This is a genomic window from Deltaproteobacteria bacterium (genome assembly GCA_021737785.1).
GTDB lineage: Bacteria > Desulfobacterota > DSM-4660 > Desulfatiglandales > Desulfatiglandaceae > AUK324.
This window is the reverse complement of sequence record JAIPDI010000009.1, coordinates 90019-111004: the sequence shown is the minus strand read 5'-3', so window position 1 is coordinate 111004 and position 20986 is coordinate 90019. Positions and strand designations below refer to the sequence as shown.

Below are 20986 nucleotides of genomic sequence, written 5' to 3'. Positions count from 1 at the left end.
CTCAATCAAGCACCATATGCCAATAGCCGAGGCTAAGAGCCCTTGGGTGTGACGACCTAACCGCTGGAATCGCCCAGTCAGAAAAATGAGCCCAGCGTCAGCACCAAATTAGGGCTCTAAGCCCGACAGGCTGCTAGAGAATTTTCAGAAATAGATTATATGAAATCAGCGTTCTCCCGATGGACAGGGCAGAACCAACCGTTTATGTTGCCATCATGGAGGAAGCGAGACGGGGTACTGAAATCTGTTTGGCAGAGTCCGTCACGCATTGACCCCGGATGCCGGGAATCGGATTTTAATACGAATCTTTTAATACAAATCAGAGGAGGAAGAACGTGGCTGACATTCTGATTATTGACGACCAGCCTTTTGTGGAGGAACTGCTCTCCGAGGAATTGGCGGCCGAGGGCCACCATATCAGGTATGTCGAGGATGCCGATTACGTCATGAGCTTTGTCGAAGAGTCAAGACCCGATATCATCCTCCTCGATCTGTACCTGCAAGGATTTGAAGGATGGGACCTGCTGAAGAAGATAAAGGCCCATGATGCGTCTCTGCCGGTCCTCATTGTGAGTGCCTATGACAATTTTATATCAGACCCCCGTCTTGCCGATGCGGACGGCTATGTCATCAAAGACCTGAACACCGACAAACTCAAAGAGAAAATTTACGAAAAATTGACAATATGCTGATCATGTGGAAACACCGGACAAGGTAAATGATGTCTTGCAGGCGTAAGCGGGGTCGAAAGCCGGGAAAAAGAGGTGAGCCATGATAAAGATTCTGGTCGCGGATCGGGAAGAAGCCTTCTGCTTAATGTATCAGGATGAACTGACCGAAGAAGGGTATGAGGTGGTGAGCGTAACCCGGCCCGAGGCCTTCCTGAAGGCGGTCGAAAAAGAAAACCCGGACCTGGTCTTGATGGACAGCGAAATGGACGATCCGGATGTGCAGCGCTTCCTCAAAGGGGTGATGACGTCCGGGTATCGAGTGCCCGGCATTCTGTGCACCACCTATTCCGACTCAAAGGAGTTTTGCCGGTCGTTTGCCGATGATATCGTCATGAAGAGTGCGAGTCTGGATGAGCTGAAAGGGAAGGTCAGGGGAATATTAGAGAATAGAGGGGAACTGATATCCCCGGACATTTCGCGTGTCCCGGTTTCGGACGAGGCGTTTCTTTCCGCTCGGAGGGGGGTGTAGAAGTGACCGGCCTGTCACCTGCCAGAGACCGCATACTGATCGTGGATGATGAACAATCGATACAATATGTGATCTCAGAATTGATTGCACACATGGGACACGAGGCTGTTGTGGCCGGCAACGGCAAGGAAGCCATGAAGACCTTTGGCCGGGGTGCGTTCGATCTTGTGATCACGGACCTGGACATGCCCGAGGCGAATGGTTTGGCCCTCGCCGCTTTCATCAAGGAGAGGTCTCCTCATACGCCTGTTGTGTTGATAACCGGCAGTGGATTGGAAGCCGTGGAGGAAGGCGCCGTAGATGTTGTCGTACGCAAGCCGTTCACCCGGGCCGAACTGGAAAATACGGTCCAAACGCTCTTGCACAGGGAAGACCGGCAATGGGTCCGGACCCATCCCAGGGTCGGTCAGCGCATCGATCCATTTGAGACAAGGCCGCGCAACCTCAACGGTCATGGAACCAGAGAGACGCAAAGGAGTACGGATCATGGCGTACAATTTCAGGATTCTCACTCACCAAAACAGTGAAAACGTTCATCTCAAGTTGATGGGTGATTTTGACGGCAGTTCAGCCTGCGAACTGCTCAATGCCTTAAAGACGTATTCAAACAGGGCCAACAGGGTCTTTATCCACACCGACGGACTCAAAGATGTGGACGTGTTCGGGAAATTGGTATTCCAGAGTGATTTCAGTGAAATATCTCAACAGCCGGGCGGGTTTGTCTTTACAGGGGAAAAACTGGCGCCATGAAAACGGCAAAAATGCACCAGGGTTTGCCACGCTGTCTGCCCGACGACGGACGAGACGACCGCCTGCTGATCGCCGGATATAGGGTCCCGGGGAGTAACTTCCACACAAGAAGGGACCATGGTTTGTTGAGGGAACGCAATTGATTCATTTGAGCTGGAGGTTGGTTTCGGCGTCAGAGGCGGCCGATTCGGCTGCGGCAGTTAGGCCGCCTTGGGGGTCATAAATGGAAGAAATTGTCGACCGTCTGTTCTATACGCTTTTCTGCAAGGGATATACCCCGGAGGAGACCCTCAGGCTCGTTGAAGATGTGGTGCACATTGTTGTTAAGGACCGCGGGGAATTTACAGCCGATAAGGTGAACCAAAAATTAGAACGGCTGGGCTGGCACAAGGCAAACGTTGACCCATTTACCTTTGAACTCATCATCTCACTCCTGAAAAATGATGGCGGGCAGGACATCGTGAACCCTACCATCCACTGACCAACAAACACCCGGTTCACAATGATGGTGGACCGGGCAGTTAAGAAAGGGGTGAACGTCCGATGGAACTTTGCGAAAACAGCCCGGTGTTAATGGTTGATGACGATCCCGACGATTTTTTTCTTGCCAGGCATGCCTTTAAACAGAGCGGTTTGCAAAAGGATTTTCAAATGGTGCCGGATGGCCAGGAATTGATGGACTATCTTTACCGCCGCGGAAAATTCGCAAATCTCGAAAAAACCCCCTGGCCGTGTCTTATCCTCCTGGACCTCAATATGCCCCGAAAGGATGGACGAGAGGTGCTCAGGGAGATGAAGGAAGATCCTGATTTCCGTCGAATTCCGGTCGTGGTATTCACCACGTCCTGCGACGAGAGCGATATCGCTTCCTGCTATGAACTCGGCGCAAACTCGTATATTACCAAACCTGCTGAATTCGACAGTCTGGTTGAGGTGATGACGAGCTTGGAGCAATACTGGTTAAAGGTTGTGCGGCTCTCCGATCGTCAGAGTTAGATAACACCGACCCGCGGATGTCATAAGAAGATGTTTTTCCCGGCGTGCTGCCTCGAAAACCTCTCCTGCCGGCATTTTTTGCCTTACGTGTCTGTAAAAGCGACCCTCCGGTTCGCCTCGGCGACATATTGATCTTGTCGTATCACCAAAAATCTGTTAACTAGTGTCTGAACAAAAACCTGGAAATCCAAAAAGGGTGGAATCGAAAGCTTGGTTTTATTAATTTCAACTCTATTCCATCAATTCGGAATTCGCAATTCCTCAATTCGTAATTGTGTCTGAATCACGCCAAGGCGTGATTTTCGTTCAGGCACTGCTATGCATTTGGAGGGGGTATCAGGTAACGATGAACCATGCGGACCATAGAAGCCTATGGAAATGAAGCAGGAAAACCAGTCGCTCAGGATACTGCTCGTGGAAGACGACGAGGATGATTATGTGATCATCCGGCACATTTTATCAAAGATTGAAGGACAGACCTTTCAACTGGACTGGGTGACCAGCTGCCAGGAGGCCATAGAGAAAGCCGTCTTGAATCAGCATGATATATGCCTGGTGGACTATCTGCTGGGCGTGGGAAACGGAATCCAACTCACCCGGGATTTCCTGCGGCACGGGTTCCGGGCCCCCGTTATTCTTCTCACGGGCCGGGGGAGCCATGACGTGGACATGCAGGCGATGAAGGAAGGCGCGGCAGACTACCTGGAAAAGATTGAACTCAGCCCTACGCTTCTGGAACGCACCATCCGGTATGCTATTGAGCGCTCCAAGACACTGGCGGCATTGCGGGAATCGGAACAACAGTTGCGTATTCTATCGTCTAAGTTACTGGAAACGCAGGAAAATGAGAGAAGGGTCATCGCCCAGGAACTCCACGACAGCATCGGTGCGAGTCTGACCGCCATACGTTACGGCCTCGAGGAAAAACTCCATCGCATGGGTAAAGACACCTCCCCCTCCGGGGGGATATCCCTGGAACAGATCATCACCATTGTGCGGGATACCACCGAGGAGGTCCACAGGATTTCCTCAAATCTGCGACCTTCAGTGCTGGATGATATGGGGCTCCTTGCAGCGATCGGTTCTGTTTGCCGGGAACTTCAAGAGATCTACACAGGGATCCGGATAGAGACCCGGATCGACGCCCGGGAAGATGACGTCCGGGAGTCCTTGGGCATTGTCATCTATCGGATCCTGCAGGAGGCCCTGAACAATGCATTTAAACACAGCGGCGCAGATACCGTCTTTGTGAGTTTGAAAAAAGCAGAGCGTTTGCTGGAGCTGGCCATACGGGATAACGGCCGGGGGTTTGATCCGGAACGGCGGTTGAAGCCGGGAGGCCGGATGGAAGGGATGGGGCTCATCGGCATGAAGGAACGGACGGAGTTGTCCAACGGGACGTTTGAAATACACTCGGAAAAGGGACGGGGAACCATCATTCGGGCCGCCTGGCCGGATTAAATAGTGTCTGAACGAAACAGGAAATCCAAAAAGGGCGGAATCGAAAACTTGGTTTTATTAATTTCAACTGTGATGCATTCGTAAAAAGTCGTCACCCCGTTGAAAAACGGGGTCCAGAGGTTTTGTAACTGATTGAATCCCGCTGCTGCGGGACTGGATTCCGGCTTTCGCCGGAATGACGAAAAATGACATTTCCTGACTTTTTACGAGACATCTTAACTCTATTCCATCAATTCGGAATTCGCAATTTCTCAATTCGCAATAGTGCCTGAATCACGCCAAGGCGTGATTTTTGTTCAGGCACTATCTATTCTTTCATGACAAGTCCCTTGTTAATGGCGTATGCGGTGAGTGCGGAGGCGGAGTGAAGGTCCAGCTTCTGCATGATATTCCCTCTGTGCTTTTCCACGGTCTTTGGGCTGATGCAGAGATAATCGGCGATCTCTTTGTTCTGATACCCTTCTCCCACCAGTTTCAGCACCTCCTTTTCACGCTGGGTGAGTGACTCGAAGGTCGTTTTATTTTTGACGGTTTTTCGGCTCTCAAGATATCCCTCCAATACCAGGTCTGAGATTTCCGGGCTGACATACTGTTTGCCCGAAAGAACGGACTTGAGGGCCATCATCAGGTCTTCGTGGCCGGATGATTTGAGGCAGTATCCATCTCCTCCGGATTTGAAGACCTCGAGGATGTACTCCTCTGATCTGTACATGGTAAGGGCGAGTATCTTCGTGTCCGCACAGTATTGTTTAATCTCCTTGATCACCGCGATGCCGTTCATTTTGGGCATATTGAGGTCCAGAAGGACCAGGTCGGGCTCGAGTTCCTTGATGATCCGGATGGCGTTCATTCCGTCGCCCGCCTCTCCCACCACTTCCAGTTCATTGCTCGAACTGAGGAGAGAGCAGAGCCCCTGTCTGAGAATTTTGTGATCTTCAACGATAACGATTCGCTTTTTTTCGGGCATGGCAGGCGCTCCCTTGGTGTGTGACGATGTTGTGAAGGATCCGTTCATAAATGGTGAATAATTTCCACCTTTATACATGATCGAACCCATATACCATACTCAAAAAAAGAAGTAAAGTAACAAAGGATATGGTGATCGCAATCATACCCTGGCTGTGGTGGAGCTCTCCGGCCATTATATTCAACCCACCGCCGTTGGGACATGGCCGCAACCCGATCGCTTCAACTCAGGAGAGGATGATGCCTGACATCTTGATTGTGGATGATAGCGAAGCATTCCGGGAAATGTTGAAAAGCATATTGATCTCAGGATTTCCCGCTATGCGGGTCAGGGAGGCACAGGATGGAAACAGGGCCGTCCAGGCAGTGGAAACAAAGGTCCCTGAACTTATTTTTCTGGATGTGCGATTGCCGGACGAAAACGGCTTTGAGTTGACCAGAAGATTGAAGGTGGCACATGCCGATGTGATTATCATTATGATGACCAGCTACGATTCGCCCGAGTACAAAAAGGCTGCCTTTGACGCGGGGACGGATTTCTTTATGTCCAAAAAGACATCAACCCCCGAGGACATCCTCCAAAGGATAGCATCCATATTCCCTTCCGGTTGATCGTGTTTCCGATATCCATGATCAGCCGCTGTGCGCCACAATCCAGTTACACCACCGGTATCCACCCGCAGCCGCGCCCTGTTTGCAACCTCCGATTTCAGCCGCCGTTATTCCGTAACCTCCTTCACCTCATGATCCAGCCATTGGATCGCTTTGGTTTCATTTTCCCGGAGGGTAAATACCTGATCCTTGACGCCGATCTGTATGGGGGCTTCCGCACACTTGCAGGCCGTAATGATGAGTTTGTCGGAAAATATGTCTATGGCGAGGGTTTGTCCCCGATAACGAATCTGCATGCGCAACCGTTCCAGTTGTTCGGGGAGGCAGGGGTTGAACCACAGCACGTCGCCCCGGATTTCCAGGCCTGTGTACCCCATCTGGATCATGTTGATGCACCCGGCCATGGCGCCTAAATGAATGCCTTCGGGGGTGGTTCCTCCCTGAATGTCGGAAATATCGCTCTCCAGGGCCTCGGTAAAAAGATTCCATGACCGGGGCCTGTCTCTCCTGGCAAGGACCCAGGAGTGAACCACCCGGCTAAGGGTCGATCCGTGGCTGGTTCGCTCTATGTAATAATCGATGTTTTTGGGTATGGTCTCGTACTCGAAAGGATACCCCAGCCGGTCAAAGAGATTATTCAGCTCCTCAGATGAAAAGAGGTAAAACAACATGAGCACATCGGCCTGCTTGGAAGCCTTATAGTTGTTCGGAGAATCGCCTTCGGCTTCAAGGATCCTGTCCAGTCTTTGAATATCCCCATACTTTTCCCTGTATCCGTCCCAATCAAATTCTTTGAGTTTGTCATAGCCCTCGAACTGGCTGATAATTCCGTCGCCGTGGAAGACTATGCGCATCCTGCGGCTGATATCCTCCCAGAGTGCCAGCTCTTCGTCTTCCAGGGCCAGGACCTCGCAAAGCTCATTCTTCCGGTCTTCCGGGAGACGCTCCAGCACTTTCAGGGCCTCGGTCAAGACCCACACCGCCATGATATTGGTGTAGGCATTGTTGTTCACTCCGGGTTTGTCGGAATCCGGATAAGCCTCATGATACTCATCCGGACCCATGACGCCGAGGATTTCGTAGCGGTCCAGATCAGGGTTGTAGCTCGAAATGCTGGACCAGAACCGGGCGATCTCCAAAATCATCTCTGCGCCGTAAAAAGACAGGAACTCCATGTCCTGAGTGGCCTGGTAGTATTGGCAGATGTTATGTGCAATGGCCGTGTTCACATGGCGCTGGTGCCGGGAATGATCCGGAATCCACCGACCGGATTTGGGGTTCAGATGGATCCGCTGGGTTTCTTCCCGCCCATTGCTTCCGCTCTGCCACGGGTACATGGCGCCCCGGTAACCTTCCTGCCGGGCCGCGGCGCGGGCCTCGTGGATACGGCGGTATCGATACATGAGAAGGGAGCGGGTAATTTCAGGGACCCGAAGGTCGAGGAACGGAAAAATAAAGAGTTCATCCCAGAAGATATGCCCCCGATAGGCTTCTCCATGCCATCCCCTCGAGGGAACGCCCACGTCCAGGTCCATGGTGTGCGTGGAGGTGCTCTGGAGGAGATGAAAGGTATAGAGATGCAGAATCATCCCTGTGCGATCGTCCACAGGGGGCGCTTTTTCCTGGTACTCGATATCAAAACGGCGCCACAGGTGCTTCCAAGCCAGGGCGGTCGTTTTAAGCAACGCATCAAAGCCCCCGGCCCGTTTAACGAATTTCAGCGCCTCGAGGCCGCACTCGGCTGAGGCGTAATCTCTTGAGGTGAAAAGGGCCATGACCTTTTCCACGCAAAGGTCCGTTCCTTTTTCCACCTGGAGGGTGAAGTGATGGGCCGTGTAACCGGGCTCTGCAACGGCGCCCCTTTCAACGTCCAGGACATCGCCGTTTCTTGAGACGCGGGTCCTTGCCGCCTGCGCGATCTTAAGTCCGGACTGCCTGGTCCGGACTTTGAGAAAGAGGGTTTCTTCATCCACGGCCCTGGCTTCCAGAGTCTCCAGGTGGTTGCTGTTGAGCCCCCGGTAGCGAGGGACCCCGTCATTGGTCACCCTTCCATCCAGGGCCGATCGAAACTCCACCTCTCCGGACCAGTTTTCAGGGGTAAAGACAATCTCCAGGGCCGCCAGGTGGGGCTCGGCCATGTGCACCAGCCGGCGTTCTTTCAGGATGGTGCGCCTCCCCTCCAGGTCTTTGAAAAGGACGGTGCGTAAGAGAAGGCCTCTCTTCATGTCCAATTCCTGACGATACTCAAGGATGTCCACCCGGGTCAGATCGAACCATTCTCCACCGGGGTAACGGAAGCCCAGAGTGAGCCAGTTGGGCAGATTGACCAGGTCCTCGTTCTCAATCACCTTACCCTTGATTTCCGTCTTGAGGCGGTTGTATCCCCCTGCCAGATAGGTTCCAGGGTAGTGGATGTCATCGGCTTCTGATTCGGGGGATGCCCCGCGTGTGGCAAAATAGCCGTTTCCGAGAGTGCAAAGCGCTTCCCGAAGCTTTTCCTGATCCGGATTGAAATCTTCGTAGACCAAGGACCAGACCGTCATTACTATGCTCCTTTCCCGGTGATGGTTGATGGTGGGATGTCCAGTACCCGTGATCGTCCCAAACGCGGAACTCGGAACTCGGAACGTGGAAGATGGAATACCACCTAACGCTGATACCCGCAACCAAAACGGCTGGTGCTGTCCCGTCATTCCGGCATGCCCTCAGCCGGAATGACGGAAGGCTAAACGTGCAGTGGAAGGATGGCCATATTTTCTTGTTTTTCATGACAGAAGACCAGGGAATAAGGGCCTAATACCCGACACCCACAACCACTACCCAATTCCCACTACCCAATGCAGGAACCGATAGACCTCATCCGTATCGTTCAGCCGGTACTGCGCTGCGGAGGGGCGGGGCGCTTCCTGTACCACGATGCCGATCCCCCGATCTGCCAGGACCTTGAACGCATCCTCATCGGTGACATCATCCCCGATATACATGGGGATAACGTCGGGTTGATCGAGCCCCAGCTTTTCCAGCAGCCACAAGAGCGCCTTTCCCTTATCCCAGTCTATCCCGGGCTGCAATTCGAATACCTTCTTCCCCTCGGATTTGCGCAGTTCCGGGTAGTCGGCATGGACCCTGTTTACAATATTTGATACGTCGGAAGCTCTTTCTGCTTTAACATTGCGGTAATGGACGGCAATGGAGAACTTCTTACGTTCCACCATCGCACCAGGGATGTTGGATAATTCCTTGTTCAGGTCTTGCTGGGCCTTGTCCAGGGTGGGAAGAAAGGACGTGCCCTGCTGGGATGTTATGTGCCGGTCTTGGGGGCCTGCAATGTCGAAGCCGTGGCTTCCGGCATAAACAAGGTTCTCGATCCCCACCTTTTCTTTGACATCGGGAAGATCTCTTCCGCTGAGAACAGACACGGTACAGCGTTCTGCCAATTCCCTGAGTACATGCCGCATGGCATCGGAGAGAACGGCGTCTTCAGGCCGCGATACGATAGGGGTCAAGGTCCCGTCATAATCCAGAAATACGGCCGTGCGGCCCTTCGAAAGCCGGCGGGCAATCTCCCCCTGTGCCTCAAGCGCGGAGGGAAGATCGTGGGTTTGGGCAATCCCAAGCTGAGAAAGATCGGTTACCACCATGTCCGCCTGGTTTTCGTACGAGGTCTGATTATGTCCCTTCCGGTTTACCCAAATCACACAGCCAAAGCCCCCTTTTTTCCCTGCCTGCACACCAACGATGGCATCCTCCACAACGACGGACCGTCCAGGATCCACGCCAAGCTCCGCAGCGGCCTCCAGGAAAATATCCGGTGCGGGCTTGCCTGGCAGCCCCCGTTCTTCCGAGTCTACGCCGTCAATTTTGACATCAAACAAATCCGCAATCCCCGAAGCCTTCAGCACCGGGACGCAATTCTTACTGGAAGAGACGACCGCCGTCCGTATGCCGGCATCCCTCAACTGACGGATAAGATCCGTGGCGGCATGGTAAACCTCTACGCCATCTCTCTTCAGATACTTTTGAAAGTATTCATTTTTCCGGTTGCCAAGTCCGCAAATGGTTTCCATGTCGGATGAATCGTCCGGCGAACCGTACGGAAGGTCGATATCGCGTGAGACTAAAAAACTCTGAACCCCGTCATACCGCGGCTTGCCGTCCACATACCGCCGGTAATCAGCATCGGGGTCAAACGGTCGGTACCCTTTCCCTTTCCGCTTCTCGAGGTATTCGTCAAAAAGCGCCTTCCATGCCGCGGCATGGACCTTCGCCGTCTGGGTCACCACCCCGTCCAAATCGAATATCACCGCGTCGTATTCTGCTGTATCAATGGTAAACACCCGCAGCTCCTTTCGCGATGTGCGATATGCGTTTGCCCCCAATACCCAATACTCAATACCTAACACCCAGCCCATCGTGAATAGGGTCCATCACGTATAAGCCTCCTCCTACCGCTGTATTGCCCCTCTCCCCTTGTCTACTAAAGCTCTTGTCAGTCCGGTAATTCCGGGCCATAGATTGCCCTTAAGATCACTAACGCGGATACCCGCAAGCAAAACGGCTGGCGCTGTCCCGTCATTCCGGCACGTTTCCAGCCGGAATCCAGAAATACGGCGGACTGGATTCCGGCTAAGGGCATGCCGGAATGACGGAAGGCTAAGCGTGCAGTGGAAGGATGGCCATATTTTCTTGTTTTTCATGACAGAAGACCGGGGAATAAGGGCCTAACGTGGATACCCGTAACCAATCCCGCCAGGCGGGACTCACACCCCAGTACCATTTTCCGAAGCTACCCTGTGTAAATACGCTGCGCTGTCCTTCGGAATTGAACAGGGCAGGCGGGGTAAACAAAGACACAAAGCACACAAAGGATTTTTTTTGAAAATAAACGGGAACATGCCCTTTTCTCTGTTGTTTCACTCGGGGTGGCCCCGCCTGCCCTGTGAAACCATTTCTTGCTCTTGTTTCACCGGGGTGTGAGTCTATATAGTTTTTCAGAAATTAAATTTCACAAATTTTTCACTGAGGTTGCCAGCGTAGGTTGGGTAGAGCGTAGCGAAACCCAACGAGCGGGCGGTGACCATCACCCGCCACCAAATAGTTGGGTTACGCTTAACATGCTGGATTCAAATACATTCCAGCCATCAATGTCCGATTGACGAAGGCATGTTTGCAACCTTTCCCGACGCTAACCCAACCTACGCGGTGAAGACCCTGCAACTGACATCTCCGGATTAAGGTTTCAACCTCAACCCGGAAATTATTTATCTGAAAAACTATAGAATGCGGCATTAAGCCGCCAGTTTGAGTCGGGCTTCCACGATATCCCAGGGCACCTCGATCTGGTTGTCTTTGGTCCGGGCAATCAGACCTGTCATTTCTAATCGATGGACATCTGTATGCACGTTCTTGTAATCGCGCTCCAATCCTTTTGCCAGAGTGCGGACGCTCATTGGACCGCTTGTGCGCAGTTTTCTCAGTAAGATCCACCTGCCGGGGGAGAGTGTCTTGAGGAGGGTCTCCAAGTTTTCGAAATACAGCCGCTGATCAACCTGCAACTCTTCCCCGCGTTCGGCTCGCTTCCAGGCCTCAACAAAATCCGCGGCCGTGCTTTCAGCGTCACCCACCCCGATTGTGATTTGCTTTTTCATCTGTATTCCTTTCTAACCTTCTCGATTTCTTGAAGGAAATCCGCCACCAGTGTTTCAACGTTCTCAAAGCGAAAAGGTTCTTCGCGGCCATGAACGTGTTTGTGATCACCCTTGCCTGATTCATTGTCATAGCGAATCAGGCAGGTTCCGTCATGAAGCCCGTAATAAAGGCGGTACTTCAATCCATGAGGCCTATCCTTGCTCTTTTCAGGAAGCTGCCAAAGAACCATTTCGCGAATGGCGCTGTCAGCATAAATGAATTTCTCACGATATATGAGCCTGGCCTTCATGTGGTCCATTATACCATATGGTAAAAGGAATGCAAAGGATACTTGCTGTCTGAATAGGATTCTGATTTAGCCGGGCGTGTCCGTCATGCTGCATATATACGCTACTCACCCTATTGTGAAATACCTACATCTGCTGTAAAATTCCATAGTTGCTATCAAAACGGCTTCACAGCCGGGCTGGTCAAGGTGGGCAGAGAATACCTGAAGGGGAAATGACCGTTGCCTAAACAAGGAGATTTTATGGCAGGGCTGGAAAACGTACATGTGGGCACTTCGGGCTGGCATTATAAGCACTGGGAAGGAGCTTTTTATCCCGACGACATACGGAACAAAGACTATCTTGCATATTATGCTCAGCATTTCCATACGGTGGAAATAAACAATTCCTTTTACCGGCTTCCCACAGCGGAGACCCTGAAGGCATGGCGCAAGACCGTCCCGGAAGGATTCAAATTTGCCGTAAAAGCCAGCCGCTATATCACCCACATGAAAAAGCTGAAAGATCCCAAAGAGCCCTTGAACACCTTTCTGAACAGGGTGGATGTCCTGGGAGACAAACTCGGTCCGATCCTCTTTCAACTACCTCCCCGATGGCGCTTTAATCCGGACCGATTCTATGATTTTCTGGAGGTATTGCCCGGGGATCACCGGTATGCCTTTGAGTTTCGAGACACGTCCTGGATGAACCCTGCGGTCTACGAGGCCATGGATATGTTCGGGACGGCTTTCTGCATCTACGATCTGGCCGGATACCTCTCTCCCAAAGAGGTTACCGCGGACCTCATCTACGTTCGACTCCACGGGCCCGAAGGGGCCTACAAGGGGAAATACACGATTTCGGCGCTTTCCGGATGGGCGGGCGCCTTTTCCACCTGGACGGACATGGGGAGAGAGGTGTTCTGTTATTTTGACAATGACGAGGCGGCATATGCCGCTCAAAATGCATTGAAGCTGCAGGAAATGATAATGAAGTAGGTACTGGGGATATGTATTTCCGAATGGAAACCCGGTGCCTGGTGTCTAACGCCTTGGGCCTTCTTTGGATAACGCTATGGACTTCAAGAAAAATCCTGACATTGATTTTAAAGATGTGGATAAGCTGAGCCGGGAAGAGGCCCGCAAAGAGGTGGAGGCCTTGAGAGAGGGGATCGAATATCACGACTATCTCTACTATGTCAAGAACCAGCCCCGGATCTCGGATGCTGTCTATGACAAACTCTTCCAGCGTCTGGAAAAACTGGAGGAGGCATTCCCGGATCTTCTTTCCGACACCTCTCCTACGCAGCGGGTGGGGGCCGAACCTGTGGACGAGTTGAAGAAGGTGGCGCACGCCGAGCTTATGCTCAGCCTGAATTCAGCCCTGGAAGAGAAAGATGTCCGCAACTTCCATGATTTCATGCGCCGCAACACCAAAGGGAAAACGGTCGAATATGTACTGGAGCCCAAGTTCGATGGACTCTCCATAGAAGTGGTCTACGAGAAAGGACGCTTCCAGTATGGCGCCACGCGCGGAAACGGAGAGGTAGGCGAAGATATCTCGGAAAATGTCAAGACCATCCGGGTGATTCCCATGCATCTGCAGGATGGAACGGGTTTGCCCGATTTTCTCTCGGTCCGGGGAGAGGTCTTTATGACCAAACAGGGATTTCAGCAGTTGAACCGCGAGCGCATCGAAAAGGGACAGGATCCATTCGCCAATCCTCGGAATGCAGCTGCAGGCACCATGCGGCAGCTGGACCCAAAAAATGTGGCAGGGAGGCCGCTGGATATCTTTTTCTATGAAATACTCAATATCGAAGGGGATGGCCTTGCTTCCCACTGGGAGGCATTGAAGCAGTTCGACCGGTGGGGACTCAAGACAAACCCTCACCGTGAAAAGGCCTCCGGTTTTGAGGCCATTGCGTCGTATCATGAAAAGATGTCAAGACGGCGAGACGATCTGGAATACGAGATAGACGGGATTGTCATCAAGGTGGACAGTTATGAGCAAAGGGCGAAACTCGGGGTGCGGCAGCGGAGCCCCCGATGGGCTTATGCCTGGAAGTTCTCGCCCAAGAGGGAAGTGACTATCCTGGAGGAGATTGTAGTTCAGGTAGGAAGAACGGGTGTGCTGACGCCGGTAGCCCTTCTCCAGCCTGTGGACGTGGGGGGTGTTACGGTCAGCCGGGCCACCCTGCACAATGAAGACGAGGTCAAGAAAAAGGATGTGCGACCCGGCGACAAGGTGCGTATCGTACGGGCGGGGGACGTCATACCCGAGGTTATGGAACGCGTCAAGGCACCTGGCAAAAAGCGACAGAAACCATTCTCCATGCCCACTAAATGTCCGGCCTGTGGGGCCAAGATCTTCAGGGAGGGTGCGTATTATTTTTGTCCTGCCGGCCTTTCCTGCCCCCCTCAGGTTGTCGGCAGGATCGTTCACTACGCTTCGAGAGATGCGCTGGATATCAGCGGGCTGGGAGAGAAGACAGCTCAGGATATGGTCCAAAAGGGTCTTGTGAATGATGTTGCGGATCTTTACACCCTCTCGGCGAAAGATCTGCTCAAACTGGACGGTTTTGCACAGAAATCCGCTACACAGCTTCACGATGCCATACAGGAGACGAAGCATCTCCCGCTGGACAGATTCCTGTACGCCCTGGGCATTCGCCACGTGGGTCGTCGAATGGCGAGGGTACTGGGGGAACGCTTTCAAAACCTGGAGGCCCTCAAAGAAGCGACTAAGAATGACCTGGAAAACACTGAGGAGATAGGGCCTGAAATCGCGCGGGCGGTGACCCAGTTTTTTGCAGAAGACATAAATAAACAAGTTTTGGCACGCCTCGAGAAAGAAGGCGTAGAGCCAAATGAGATGAGCGGTAAGCAAAAGGCACTGCCGCTTCAAGGCAAGGTCTTTGTTTTTACAGGAAAACTGAAAAATTATACGCGAAATGAGGCCCAAAGACGTGTGGAAGATCTGGGGGGCCGTGCCACTTCAAGCGTCAGCGGGGAAACAGACTATGTGGTTGCAGGGGCAGATCCTGGAAGCAAACTGGACGATGCCAAAAATCAGGGAGTTCGGATCATTGATGAAGAGGACTTCAAAAAAATGATACAGGGATAGCACAATGGTACTTTTTTCATCGGACATATATACGGGCTTGACCCCATGGCCATCTGTTTTTTTTGGGGTTATAAGCCGTTAACGAACAGGCTTTTGACAGCATTCTCAGGAAGGAGACAGCGATGAACGAAAAAGAAAAATACCGTACACAAATGGATATCCGGCTGGCGGAACTGGGTGAAACGTTGAACGAGATAAAGACCAAAATGGAACGGAGGAAGGAAAACACCCCGGATATTCAGATAGAGACGACTCTCCGAAAACATGAAGACGCCAAGGCCAGGCTGAAAGTGTTGGAGCAATCTGATGAAAACAGCTGGCAAACATACAAGACGGAACTGGACAATCTGGTAAATGACATTGATGACGATATGAGGCAGGCCCTGGTCTACTTTGGATAACCGGTTCGGTCATTTTCAATTAAATAAAGAAGACCAAGAATTGTGCCAATGAGAAGCATTTCTTGTTTTTCATGACAGAACCCATCCAGACTTCTTTGCGTCCTTTGCGCGGTTCACCAAAACTTCTCCGCACGTTGCGTAGAAGTTACAGTCAAAGAGTCTATTTCCAATAGGTCGGTCTGCCGTAAAAATCATAGAGCCGCAGTTCGTATTCCCTGTTGACCGGTTCGGCAGGATCGTATTCAGGGCTTTGTTTGATCTCTTCGGTACTCAGATCAACCGATACCGTGTTCTCCCCCCAAGCTATTGTCTCAATCCATTCCGGCGAGACCAGAACCTTTCGTCCCGGCAGCCATTTCCGGGTATCTACCACCATATATCGGATGGTCCATGTCTCATCATCGACGATAAAGTCTTCTACGTGACCGACTCTACCGTCCGTTGGCTGGATATCATAACCGGTCACCTCTTTGACGGATCTGAGGTGGCTTTTCTCCGGATCTTTCTCTTCCTCCTCCAGCTCTTCGGGATACTCAACCGGCACTGCGGGGGGATATGGCGCTGCACCCCAGATATCTCCACCGGTCCAGTAATAGGGCCAGTAATAATACCCGAAATACCTTTTTTCATAACGTCGCGATACCGGCGCATGTTCATCAAGCGGCGGGCTGTTTTCGATCTGTTCCTTGGTCAGATTTACTGAAAACCGCCGCTGAAGCCAATCGGGTTCCCCGAGGGAAATAGGCGATATCAGAACCTTTCTGCCGGGCAGCCATTTTCCCGTGTCAGCCACCATATAGCGAATTGTCCAGAATTCATCGTCAAAGAGAAAATCCTTGCAGCGACCGATATCGCCGTCTTTGGCGGAAAGAACATAATTCTCCGTTGCACTTAGACTTCGCAGCATGCCGTCTCCTTTCATTCATCTGATGTCCTGGATTTTTCTGCACCGTTGACATCATCGCTTAATGTTGTCTTTTGTCTAAAATACGTGATCGTTCCTGTTGAAAGGAATGGGGGGAATGCCTTATTTGCATTTCCCTGGACAAGTATAAGGTATGAACAGCGGTTTGAACCGGGTAGGGGGATACGGTGTCCCTAAGGGAAAGATAATGAATGCACCCTATTTATATCCCTGTCGAATGGGTTAATCTTTAGCAACGGGTCACGGGTGAAGAGAGATGGTATCCGCCCGGGATTTGGTGATGGGTCTCCGGCAGCGGTGGGGGTTACCCGGCGCCGGGCGTAAGTCGTTGCACTCACATTAAGATACTGCCTGATAAGTCGTCAAAACCGTAACCGAGGAGGGGAAAAATGACCGCAACAGAACATCGCACGCTTTACCGTCAAGAACCGGAGATATGCAAGGAAGAGGATTCTTCGCCATTTAAGAATCCGTTTTGCCCTTATTATGGAGAATGCCTGGAGAGGGCGGTCCGGGCCAGATGGCCCCAATTCACTTGTACTCATTGTAATTGCCGGGATCTCAATCTGGACATGATACCGGAGGCGATCGACATGGAGGGACATTACCGCCTCCTGGCAAAGATCTTTCCAGCCGGGCGGTAAGGACCCCCCGGATAAACGAGGGAGAATATCCAATCCCGCTGAAGACCGGCTTTTGCTTCGCACCAGCGAGTATCCGGTTTTCAATCCGGGATTCAGTATCCTACAGGGAATCGCTAATGCCCGTTCAAAATTCCGATGTCTCCGATATATTCAATAAGGTCGCGGATCTCCTGGAAATTGAAGACGAAAGTCCATTCCGAATCCGTGCATATCGAAATGCGGCCAGGATAATCGCCAATCTGCCCCAGAATGTGTCGGACAGGATCGAATCAGAAAGCGATCTCACAGAATTGAGGGGGATCGGTAAAGATCTGGCAGGAAAGATCAAGGAGATTGTGGAAACCGGTTCTCTTGCCCAGCTTGAAGAACTTGAAGGCAAGACCCCGTCGGGGCTGAGTCAGCTGATGAAGCTGGAGGGAATAGGTCCCAAACGGGTAAAGGCGCTGAACCGGGATCTGGGGGTGACCAGTCTCAAAGACCTTGAAGAAGCGGCCCGCCAGGGCAAAGTTAAAGAAGTGAAAGGGTTCGGGGAAAAGACCCAGCAAAAAATTCTGGAGGAACTGGAGGCTTTTGAAGAGCAAGAAGCGCGGATCAAGTTGATAGAGGCTGAGCAGAGAGCCAAATCACTGGTGGACTATCTCAAGGAAGGGAAAGGAATTAAGGAAATTACGGTAGCGGGGAGTTATAGACGTCGAAAAGAAACCGTGGGGGACTTGGATATCCTGGTCACATGCCGGAAAGGTGCCAGTGTAATGGACCGTTTTGTGCACTATGAGGATGTCAAAAAAGTTGTTTCCAAAGGGACCACGCGGGCCACTGTGGTCCTGCGCTCAGGGCTTCATGTGGATCTCAGAGTTGTCCCCCAGGTCAGCTATGGGGCGGCCCTCCACTACTTCACAGGGTCGAAGGCCCACAACATCGCGGTGCGCAAGCTGGGCGTTAAAAAAAATCTCAAAATCAATGAGTACGGTGTGTTCAAGGGAGATGAGCGCATTGCCGGCAAAACCGAAAAAGAGGTCTACGACCAGGTGGATCTACCCTACATCGAACCCGAGCTGCGAGAGAACCGGGGTGAATTGGAAGCGGCCGGGAAAGGGCGGCTGCCCCGTCTGATCGGGCTCGATGACCTTCGAGGCGACCTGCATGCCCACACCACGGAAACAGACGGGCATGCCACCCTTGAAGAGATGGCCAATGCTGCCAAGGATTACGGCCATGATTACCTCGCCATTACCAATCACTCCAAGAAGGTAACCATGGCCCACGGTCTGGATGCCGGTCGTCTTGCAGAAGAAATCGAAGAGATCGATCAGTTGAACGGGAAACTTGCAGACATTGTTCTCCTGAAGGGGATAGAGGTGGACATTCTGGAGGACGGATCTCTTGACCTGCCGGACGACATCCTGAAAGAACTGGACGTTGTCGTCTGCTCTGTCCATTACCAGCGCCGGCTTTCCAGGGAAAAAATGACCGAACGTGTTCTCCGCGCCATGGACAACCCCTACACCAATATCTTCGCCCATCCCACCGGACGGTTGATCAATGCGCGCGATCCCTATGAGATTGACCTGGAACGAATCATAAGGGGGGCCAAGGAAAGAGGCTGTTTCCTCGAAATCAATGCCCACCCGGATCGGCTCGACCTTTCGGATGTTCACTGCAAAATGGCAAAGGATATGGGGCTCAAGCTGGCGATTTCAACGGATGCCCATAGTATCGCCGACCTCAACCTGATGCAATACGGCATAGATCAGGCCCGCCGGGGATGGGTGGAGCCGGATGATGTCATCAATACCAGAGACCTGAAGCAACTCAGGAAGCTGCTGAAAAGAACGTAGTCCCTTCCTCAACCAAAATTTCTCGCTGAAAAACTCAGGCGCGTTTTCTTGTTTTACAAGTGATTAACGGGGCCCTGACTTCCAGCCTGCCCCTATTCGTCATCCAACGTCTGAGGCGGCGCTTGCGACGCTGTTGTGAGATGGTCTTGTTCGAAAACAGAAGTGATCGCTTTTTTCAGGTCTGTTGCTGGGACCACAAGAATGTTCACCCCGGCATCCGAAAAAACATAGGCAGGACCCTTGTTCTTCATTTCTTCTGCAAGAACTATCCAGTCCACGTTCTTTGCGACCAGCCACTCGGCCACCCGGATCCCCTTCCCCTTTATCAAGTCAATGTAAGGATTTTCGACGATGTCCTGTTCCTCAATTTGATGGTCGTTCAGGCGCAGCCGTGCAATGGCAAAGTAGGGGGATTCGCCGAGATGCCGGCTCATTTTTCCGTCTGGATTCGACAGGGGGACTGCAATTCGCACGTATTCACGAGCTTGGGGCGCATAATGAATAAAGACGCGTTCCACATGGGGAACACGATTTCGAATTTTTGATGTGATCTTTTCGCTGATTCCGTGGGCTTTTTGAAGGTCGTCCGTCCTCATACTTACGGCGGCCTGGATAAAGCGAAATCTGCCGGCGTTACGACCGACAAGAGACCGTACTTCCGCAACCATGGGTTCCGATTCGATAATTTTTTGAATCTCGGCCAATGTTTCGTGATCAATCGAGGCATCCAGCAAGACACGCATCCCATCGGAAAGAAGCTCCCATCCGGTGCGGGCAATAAACAGCAGCACCAGGATTGCCGTGATCTGGTCCACAGTGATGCCGTATAGATTGAATTCCAGACTGAAGTAGTTTAACGAAATGGAGACCACTACGACCAAAGAAGCCAGGACATCCGCCTGGCGGTGCCGGCCCTCGGCAATGAGGGTCGGCGACCCGGTTCGCCGGCCTGCGGCAATGGCATATTGACCGAAGATAAACGTTGCAATCGTTCCTGCTGAAACAAGGAGGATCGTCGCCAGGGATATTTCAGGAGGCATTCTTGCGGGTGAGAATGCATGCCGCGCAATTTCATATCCGGCAAAAAATATGAAGAATGCCATAACCACTGAGAGAAGATTCTCAATTTTATAAAGGCCGAAGGGAAATGTAGCGGTTTTTTGATTGGACAGCTTCAGTCCGATATAAAGCACCAGCGAAGCAACAGAATCTGTTGCGGAATCGATGGCGCTTGCAGTGATGGCGAGACTGCCGGAAAAAATAGCCAGCGTGGCCTTCATGGCTGTCAGGCCGAGGTTCAGCAGAAATCCGTAAGAGGCAATCCGTTGTATCTGCCTGGTTTCTTCACCCGCTGTCTCCCTGGTATGGGCGCCATTTGTGTCCATCATATCGAACCCAGGAATATGACAAATAAAATGCCCAATATCAGAGAGAAGATGGTCTGATGATTGGACCCTGCACACCCATTGGGGATAAGCTCATCCGCTGTAATATAGATCATCAGACCGGCTGTCGCACCAATGATAAATCCGATGATTTGGGGGGAGATCGTTTGAAATACGTATCGTGCCAGGACATAGCCGGCCAGAATCGGAATGGCCGTCGACGAAGAGAGGAGAAAGGACTTTAATCTGGCCCCGGTGGTATGAAAATAAGGGGCTGAGGTGCAGATCCCCTCAGGAATGTTATGGATGGCGATGGCCAGGGCAATGGCGAAAGAAACGTTCACTTCGGTGACGGCGCCTATGGCCACGGCCATGCCTTCGGGAAAGTTATGAAGAAATATCCCCAGAATAAGATAAACGGACGTACGCTCCAGATTGCAGCCCTGCTCCTGGGAACAGAGCTGGGGGTGTATATGGGGGATCAGCCGGTCCAGACCGTACATCACCAGGGAACCGAAGGCCAGCCCGCTGACGCAGATGAGGATGGACGAGATTTCAATGCTGCTGGGGATAAGCTCCAGAAAGGAAATCGCCAGCATCACGCCGGCGGCAAAACAGAGCATATTGCAGATGTAGCCGAAAGAAGGTTTTTTGAGTACGCCGATAAGGGATCCGATGACGGGTCCCATCACCATAATCAGGACTATCCACACAATGGGATCCATGGTCACCTCTCCAGCGATTGATCGGCCGCCTCAATACCCCCA

At 52.0% G+C, this 20986-nt stretch carries 21 protein-coding genes; 13 read left to right on the top strand and 8 right to left on the bottom strand.

The window, feature by feature from the left end; genetic code table 11:
- Nucleotides 1–335: 335 nt before the first annotated feature.
- From K9N21_06900 to K9N21_06870, 7 genes are all read left to right on the top strand, one after another.
- Nucleotides 336–692: a response regulator gene (locus K9N21_06900; GenBank protein ID MCF8143633.1), complete on the top strand. Its 357-nt coding sequence runs from the start codon at nt 336–338 to the stop codon at nt 690–692.
- A gap of 79 nt (nt 693–771) precedes the next feature.
- Nucleotides 772–1200, top strand: coding sequence for a response regulator (locus tag K9N21_06895; protein MCF8143632.1), 429 nt, complete (start codon nt 772–774; stop codon nt 1198–1200).
- A 2-nt stretch (nt 1201–1202) separates the two neighbouring features.
- Nucleotides 1203–1727, top strand: coding sequence for a response regulator (locus tag K9N21_06890; GenBank protein MCF8143631.1), 525 nt, complete (start codon nt 1203–1205; stop codon nt 1725–1727).
- Nucleotides 1687–1950, top strand: a complete 264-nt coding sequence (locus tag K9N21_06885; protein MCF8143630.1) for a hypothetical protein — start codon at nt 1687–1689, stop codon at nt 1948–1950. Before K9N21_06890 ends, K9N21_06885 begins: the two co-directional genes overlap by 41 nt.
- A 223-nt stretch (nt 1951–2173) precedes the next feature.
- A complete protein-coding gene (locus K9N21_06880; GenBank protein MCF8143629.1) occupies nt 2174–2431 on the top strand; it encodes a hypothetical protein in 258 nt (85 codons plus the stop codon).
- Between the two features lie 92 nt (nt 2432–2523).
- The gene (locus K9N21_06875) at nt 2524–2946 is read left to right on the top strand and encodes a response regulator (protein ID MCF8143628.1); all 423 of its coding nucleotides are present in this window, start codon (nt 2524–2526) and stop codon (nt 2944–2946) included.
- Between the two features lie 378 nt (nt 2947–3324).
- A complete protein-coding gene (locus K9N21_06870; GenBank protein ID MCF8143627.1) occupies nt 3325–4407 on the top strand; it encodes a response regulator in 1083 nt (360 codons plus the stop codon).
- A 307-nt stretch (nt 4408–4714) separates the two neighbouring features.
- On the opposite strand, the gene K9N21_06865 is transcribed toward K9N21_06870, so the two are convergent.
- Complete coding sequence (locus K9N21_06865; GenBank protein ID MCF8143626.1) at nt 4715–5374, bottom strand: response regulator transcription factor; 660 nt, start codon at nt 5372–5374, stop codon at nt 4715–4717.
- A gap of 236 nt (nt 5375–5610) precedes the next feature.
- Between K9N21_06865 and K9N21_06860 the strand changes: the two genes are divergently transcribed.
- Nucleotides 5611–5985, top strand: a complete 375-nt coding sequence (locus tag K9N21_06860; GenBank protein MCF8143625.1) for a response regulator transcription factor — start codon at nt 5611–5613, stop codon at nt 5983–5985.
- Between the two features lie 107 nt (nt 5986–6092).
- Here K9N21_06860 and K9N21_06855 read toward each other — a convergent pair whose 3' ends face one another.
- The 4 genes from K9N21_06855 to K9N21_06840 form a co-directional block, all read right to left on the bottom strand.
- Nucleotides 6093–8528 carry a glycoside hydrolase family 65 protein gene (locus K9N21_06855; protein MCF8143624.1) on the bottom strand — a complete coding sequence of 812 codons (2436 nt, stop codon included), beginning with the start codon at nt 8526–8528 and terminating at the stop codon, nt 6093–6095.
- Nucleotides 8529–8801: 273 nt separating this feature from the next.
- On the bottom strand, nt 8802–10397 hold the full coding sequence (otsB, locus tag K9N21_06850; protein ID MCF8143623.1) for a trehalose-phosphatase: 1596 nt from the start codon (nt 10395–10397) through the stop codon (nt 8802–8804).
- 876 nt (nt 10398–11273) lie between these two features.
- Complete coding sequence (locus K9N21_06845; GenBank protein MCF8143622.1) at nt 11274–11633, bottom strand: MarR family transcriptional regulator; 360 nt, start codon at nt 11631–11633, stop codon at nt 11274–11276.
- Nucleotides 11630–11923 (bottom strand): DUF6516 family protein, encoded by a 294-nt coding sequence (locus K9N21_06840; GenBank protein MCF8143621.1) that lies wholly within the window; start codon nt 11921–11923, stop codon nt 11630–11632. The genes K9N21_06845 and K9N21_06840 overlap by 4 nt, the downstream gene beginning before the upstream one ends.
- Before the next feature lie 240 nt (nt 11924–12163).
- On the opposite strand from K9N21_06840, the gene K9N21_06835 reads away from it, so the two are divergent.
- The 3 genes from K9N21_06835 to K9N21_06825 all read left to right on the top strand — a co-directional run bounded on the left by K9N21_06835 (nt 12164) and on the right by K9N21_06825 (nt 15427).
- Nucleotides 12164–12898, top strand: coding sequence for a DUF72 domain-containing protein (locus tag K9N21_06835; GenBank protein MCF8143620.1), 735 nt, complete (start codon nt 12164–12166; stop codon nt 12896–12898).
- 76 nt (nt 12899–12974) lie between these two features.
- Complete coding sequence (gene ligA, locus K9N21_06830; GenBank protein MCF8143619.1) at nt 12975–15026, top strand: NAD-dependent DNA ligase LigA; 2052 nt, start codon at nt 12975–12977, stop codon at nt 15024–15026.
- A 122-nt stretch (nt 15027–15148) separates the two neighbouring features.
- Nucleotides 15149–15427, top strand: coding sequence for a hypothetical protein (locus K9N21_06825; protein ID MCF8143618.1), 279 nt, complete (start codon nt 15149–15151; stop codon nt 15425–15427).
- Nucleotides 15428–15587: 160 nt separating this feature from the next.
- Here the strand turns inward: K9N21_06825 and K9N21_06820 are convergent, their stop codons facing one another.
- Nucleotides 15588–16334, bottom strand: coding sequence for a PRC-barrel domain-containing protein (locus K9N21_06820; GenBank protein ID MCF8143617.1), 747 nt, complete (start codon nt 16332–16334; stop codon nt 15588–15590).
- 407 nt (nt 16335–16741) lie between these two features.
- On the opposite strand from K9N21_06820, the gene K9N21_06815 reads away from it, so the two are divergent.
- Entirely contained in the window at nt 16742–16996 is a 255-nt protein-coding gene (locus tag K9N21_06815) for a hypothetical protein (GenBank protein ID MCF8143616.1), read from the top strand.
- 116 nt (nt 16997–17112) lie between these two features.
- Nucleotides 17113–18834: a DNA polymerase/3'-5' exonuclease PolX gene (gene polX, locus K9N21_06810; GenBank protein MCF8143615.1), complete on the top strand. Its 1722-nt coding sequence runs from the start codon at nt 17113–17115 to the stop codon at nt 18832–18834.
- Nucleotides 18835–18926: 92 nt separating this feature from the next.
- Here polX and K9N21_06805 read toward each other — a convergent pair whose 3' ends face one another.
- Nucleotides 18927–20222 (bottom strand): cation diffusion facilitator family transporter, encoded by a 1296-nt coding sequence (locus K9N21_06805; protein MCF8143614.1) that lies wholly within the window; start codon nt 20220–20222, stop codon nt 18927–18929.
- Nucleotides 20219–20944 (bottom strand): ZIP family metal transporter, encoded by a 726-nt coding sequence (locus K9N21_06800; GenBank protein ID MCF8143613.1) that lies wholly within the window; start codon nt 20942–20944, stop codon nt 20219–20221. The genes K9N21_06805 and K9N21_06800 overlap by 4 nt, the downstream gene beginning before the upstream one ends.
- Nucleotides 20945–20986 lie beyond the last annotated feature (42 nt).

Bases quoted from the DNA above. Each gene is read 5' to 3' on its own strand.
- K9N21_06895 (MCF8143632.1), top strand. From the start codon at position 772: ATGATAAAGATTCTGGTCGCGGATCGGGAAGAAGCCTTCTGCTTAATG.
- K9N21_06885 (MCF8143630.1), top strand. From the start codon at position 1,687: ATGGCGTACAATTTCAGGATTCTCACTCACCAAAACAGTGAAAACGTT.
- K9N21_06880 (MCF8143629.1), top strand. From the start codon at position 2,174: ATGGAAGAAATTGTCGACCGTCTGTTCTATACGCTTTTCTGCAAGGGA.
- K9N21_06875 (MCF8143628.1), top strand. From the start codon at position 2,524: ATGGTTGATGACGATCCCGACGATTTTTTTCTTGCCAGGCATGCCTTT.
- K9N21_06870 (MCF8143627.1), top strand. From the start codon at position 3,325: ATGAAGCAGGAAAACCAGTCGCTCAGGATACTGCTCGTGGAAGACGAC.
- K9N21_06865 (MCF8143626.1), bottom strand. From the start codon at position 5,374: ATGCCCGAAAAAAAGCGAATCGTTATCGTTGAAGATCACAAAATTCTC.
- K9N21_06860 (MCF8143625.1), top strand. From the start codon at position 5,611: ATGATGCCTGACATCTTGATTGTGGATGATAGCGAAGCATTCCGGGAA.
- K9N21_06855 (MCF8143624.1), bottom strand. From the start codon at position 8,528: ATGACGGTCTGGTCCTTGGTCTACGAAGATTTCAATCCGGATCAGGAA.
- otsB (MCF8143623.1), bottom strand. From the start codon at position 10,397: ATGGGCTGGGTGTTAGGTATTGAGTATTGGGTATTGGGGGCAAACGCA.
- K9N21_06845 (MCF8143622.1), bottom strand. From the start codon at position 11,633: ATGAAAAAGCAAATCACAATCGGGGTGGGTGACGCTGAAAGCACGGCC.
- K9N21_06840 (MCF8143621.1), bottom strand. From the start codon at position 11,923: ATGAAGGCCAGGCTCATATATCGTGAGAAATTCATTTATGCTGACAGC.
- K9N21_06835 (MCF8143620.1), top strand. From the start codon at position 12,164: ATGGCAGGGCTGGAAAACGTACATGTGGGCACTTCGGGCTGGCATTAT.
- ligA (MCF8143619.1), top strand. From the start codon at position 12,975: ATGGACTTCAAGAAAAATCCTGACATTGATTTTAAAGATGTGGATAAG.
- K9N21_06825 (MCF8143618.1), top strand. From the start codon at position 15,149: ATGAACGAAAAAGAAAAATACCGTACACAAATGGATATCCGGCTGGCG.
- K9N21_06820 (MCF8143617.1), bottom strand. From the start codon at position 16,334: ATGCTGCGAAGTCTAAGTGCAACGGAGAATTATGTTCTTTCCGCCAAA.
- K9N21_06815 (MCF8143616.1), top strand. From the start codon at position 16,742: ATGACCGCAACAGAACATCGCACGCTTTACCGTCAAGAACCGGAGATA.
- polX (MCF8143615.1), top strand. From the start codon at position 17,113: ATGCCCGTTCAAAATTCCGATGTCTCCGATATATTCAATAAGGTCGCG.
- K9N21_06805 (MCF8143614.1), bottom strand. From the start codon at position 20,222: ATGATGGACACAAATGGCGCCCATACCAGGGAGACAGCGGGTGAAGAA.
- K9N21_06800 (MCF8143613.1), bottom strand. From the start codon at position 20,944: ATGGATCCCATTGTGTGGATAGTCCTGATTATGGTGATGGGACCCGTC.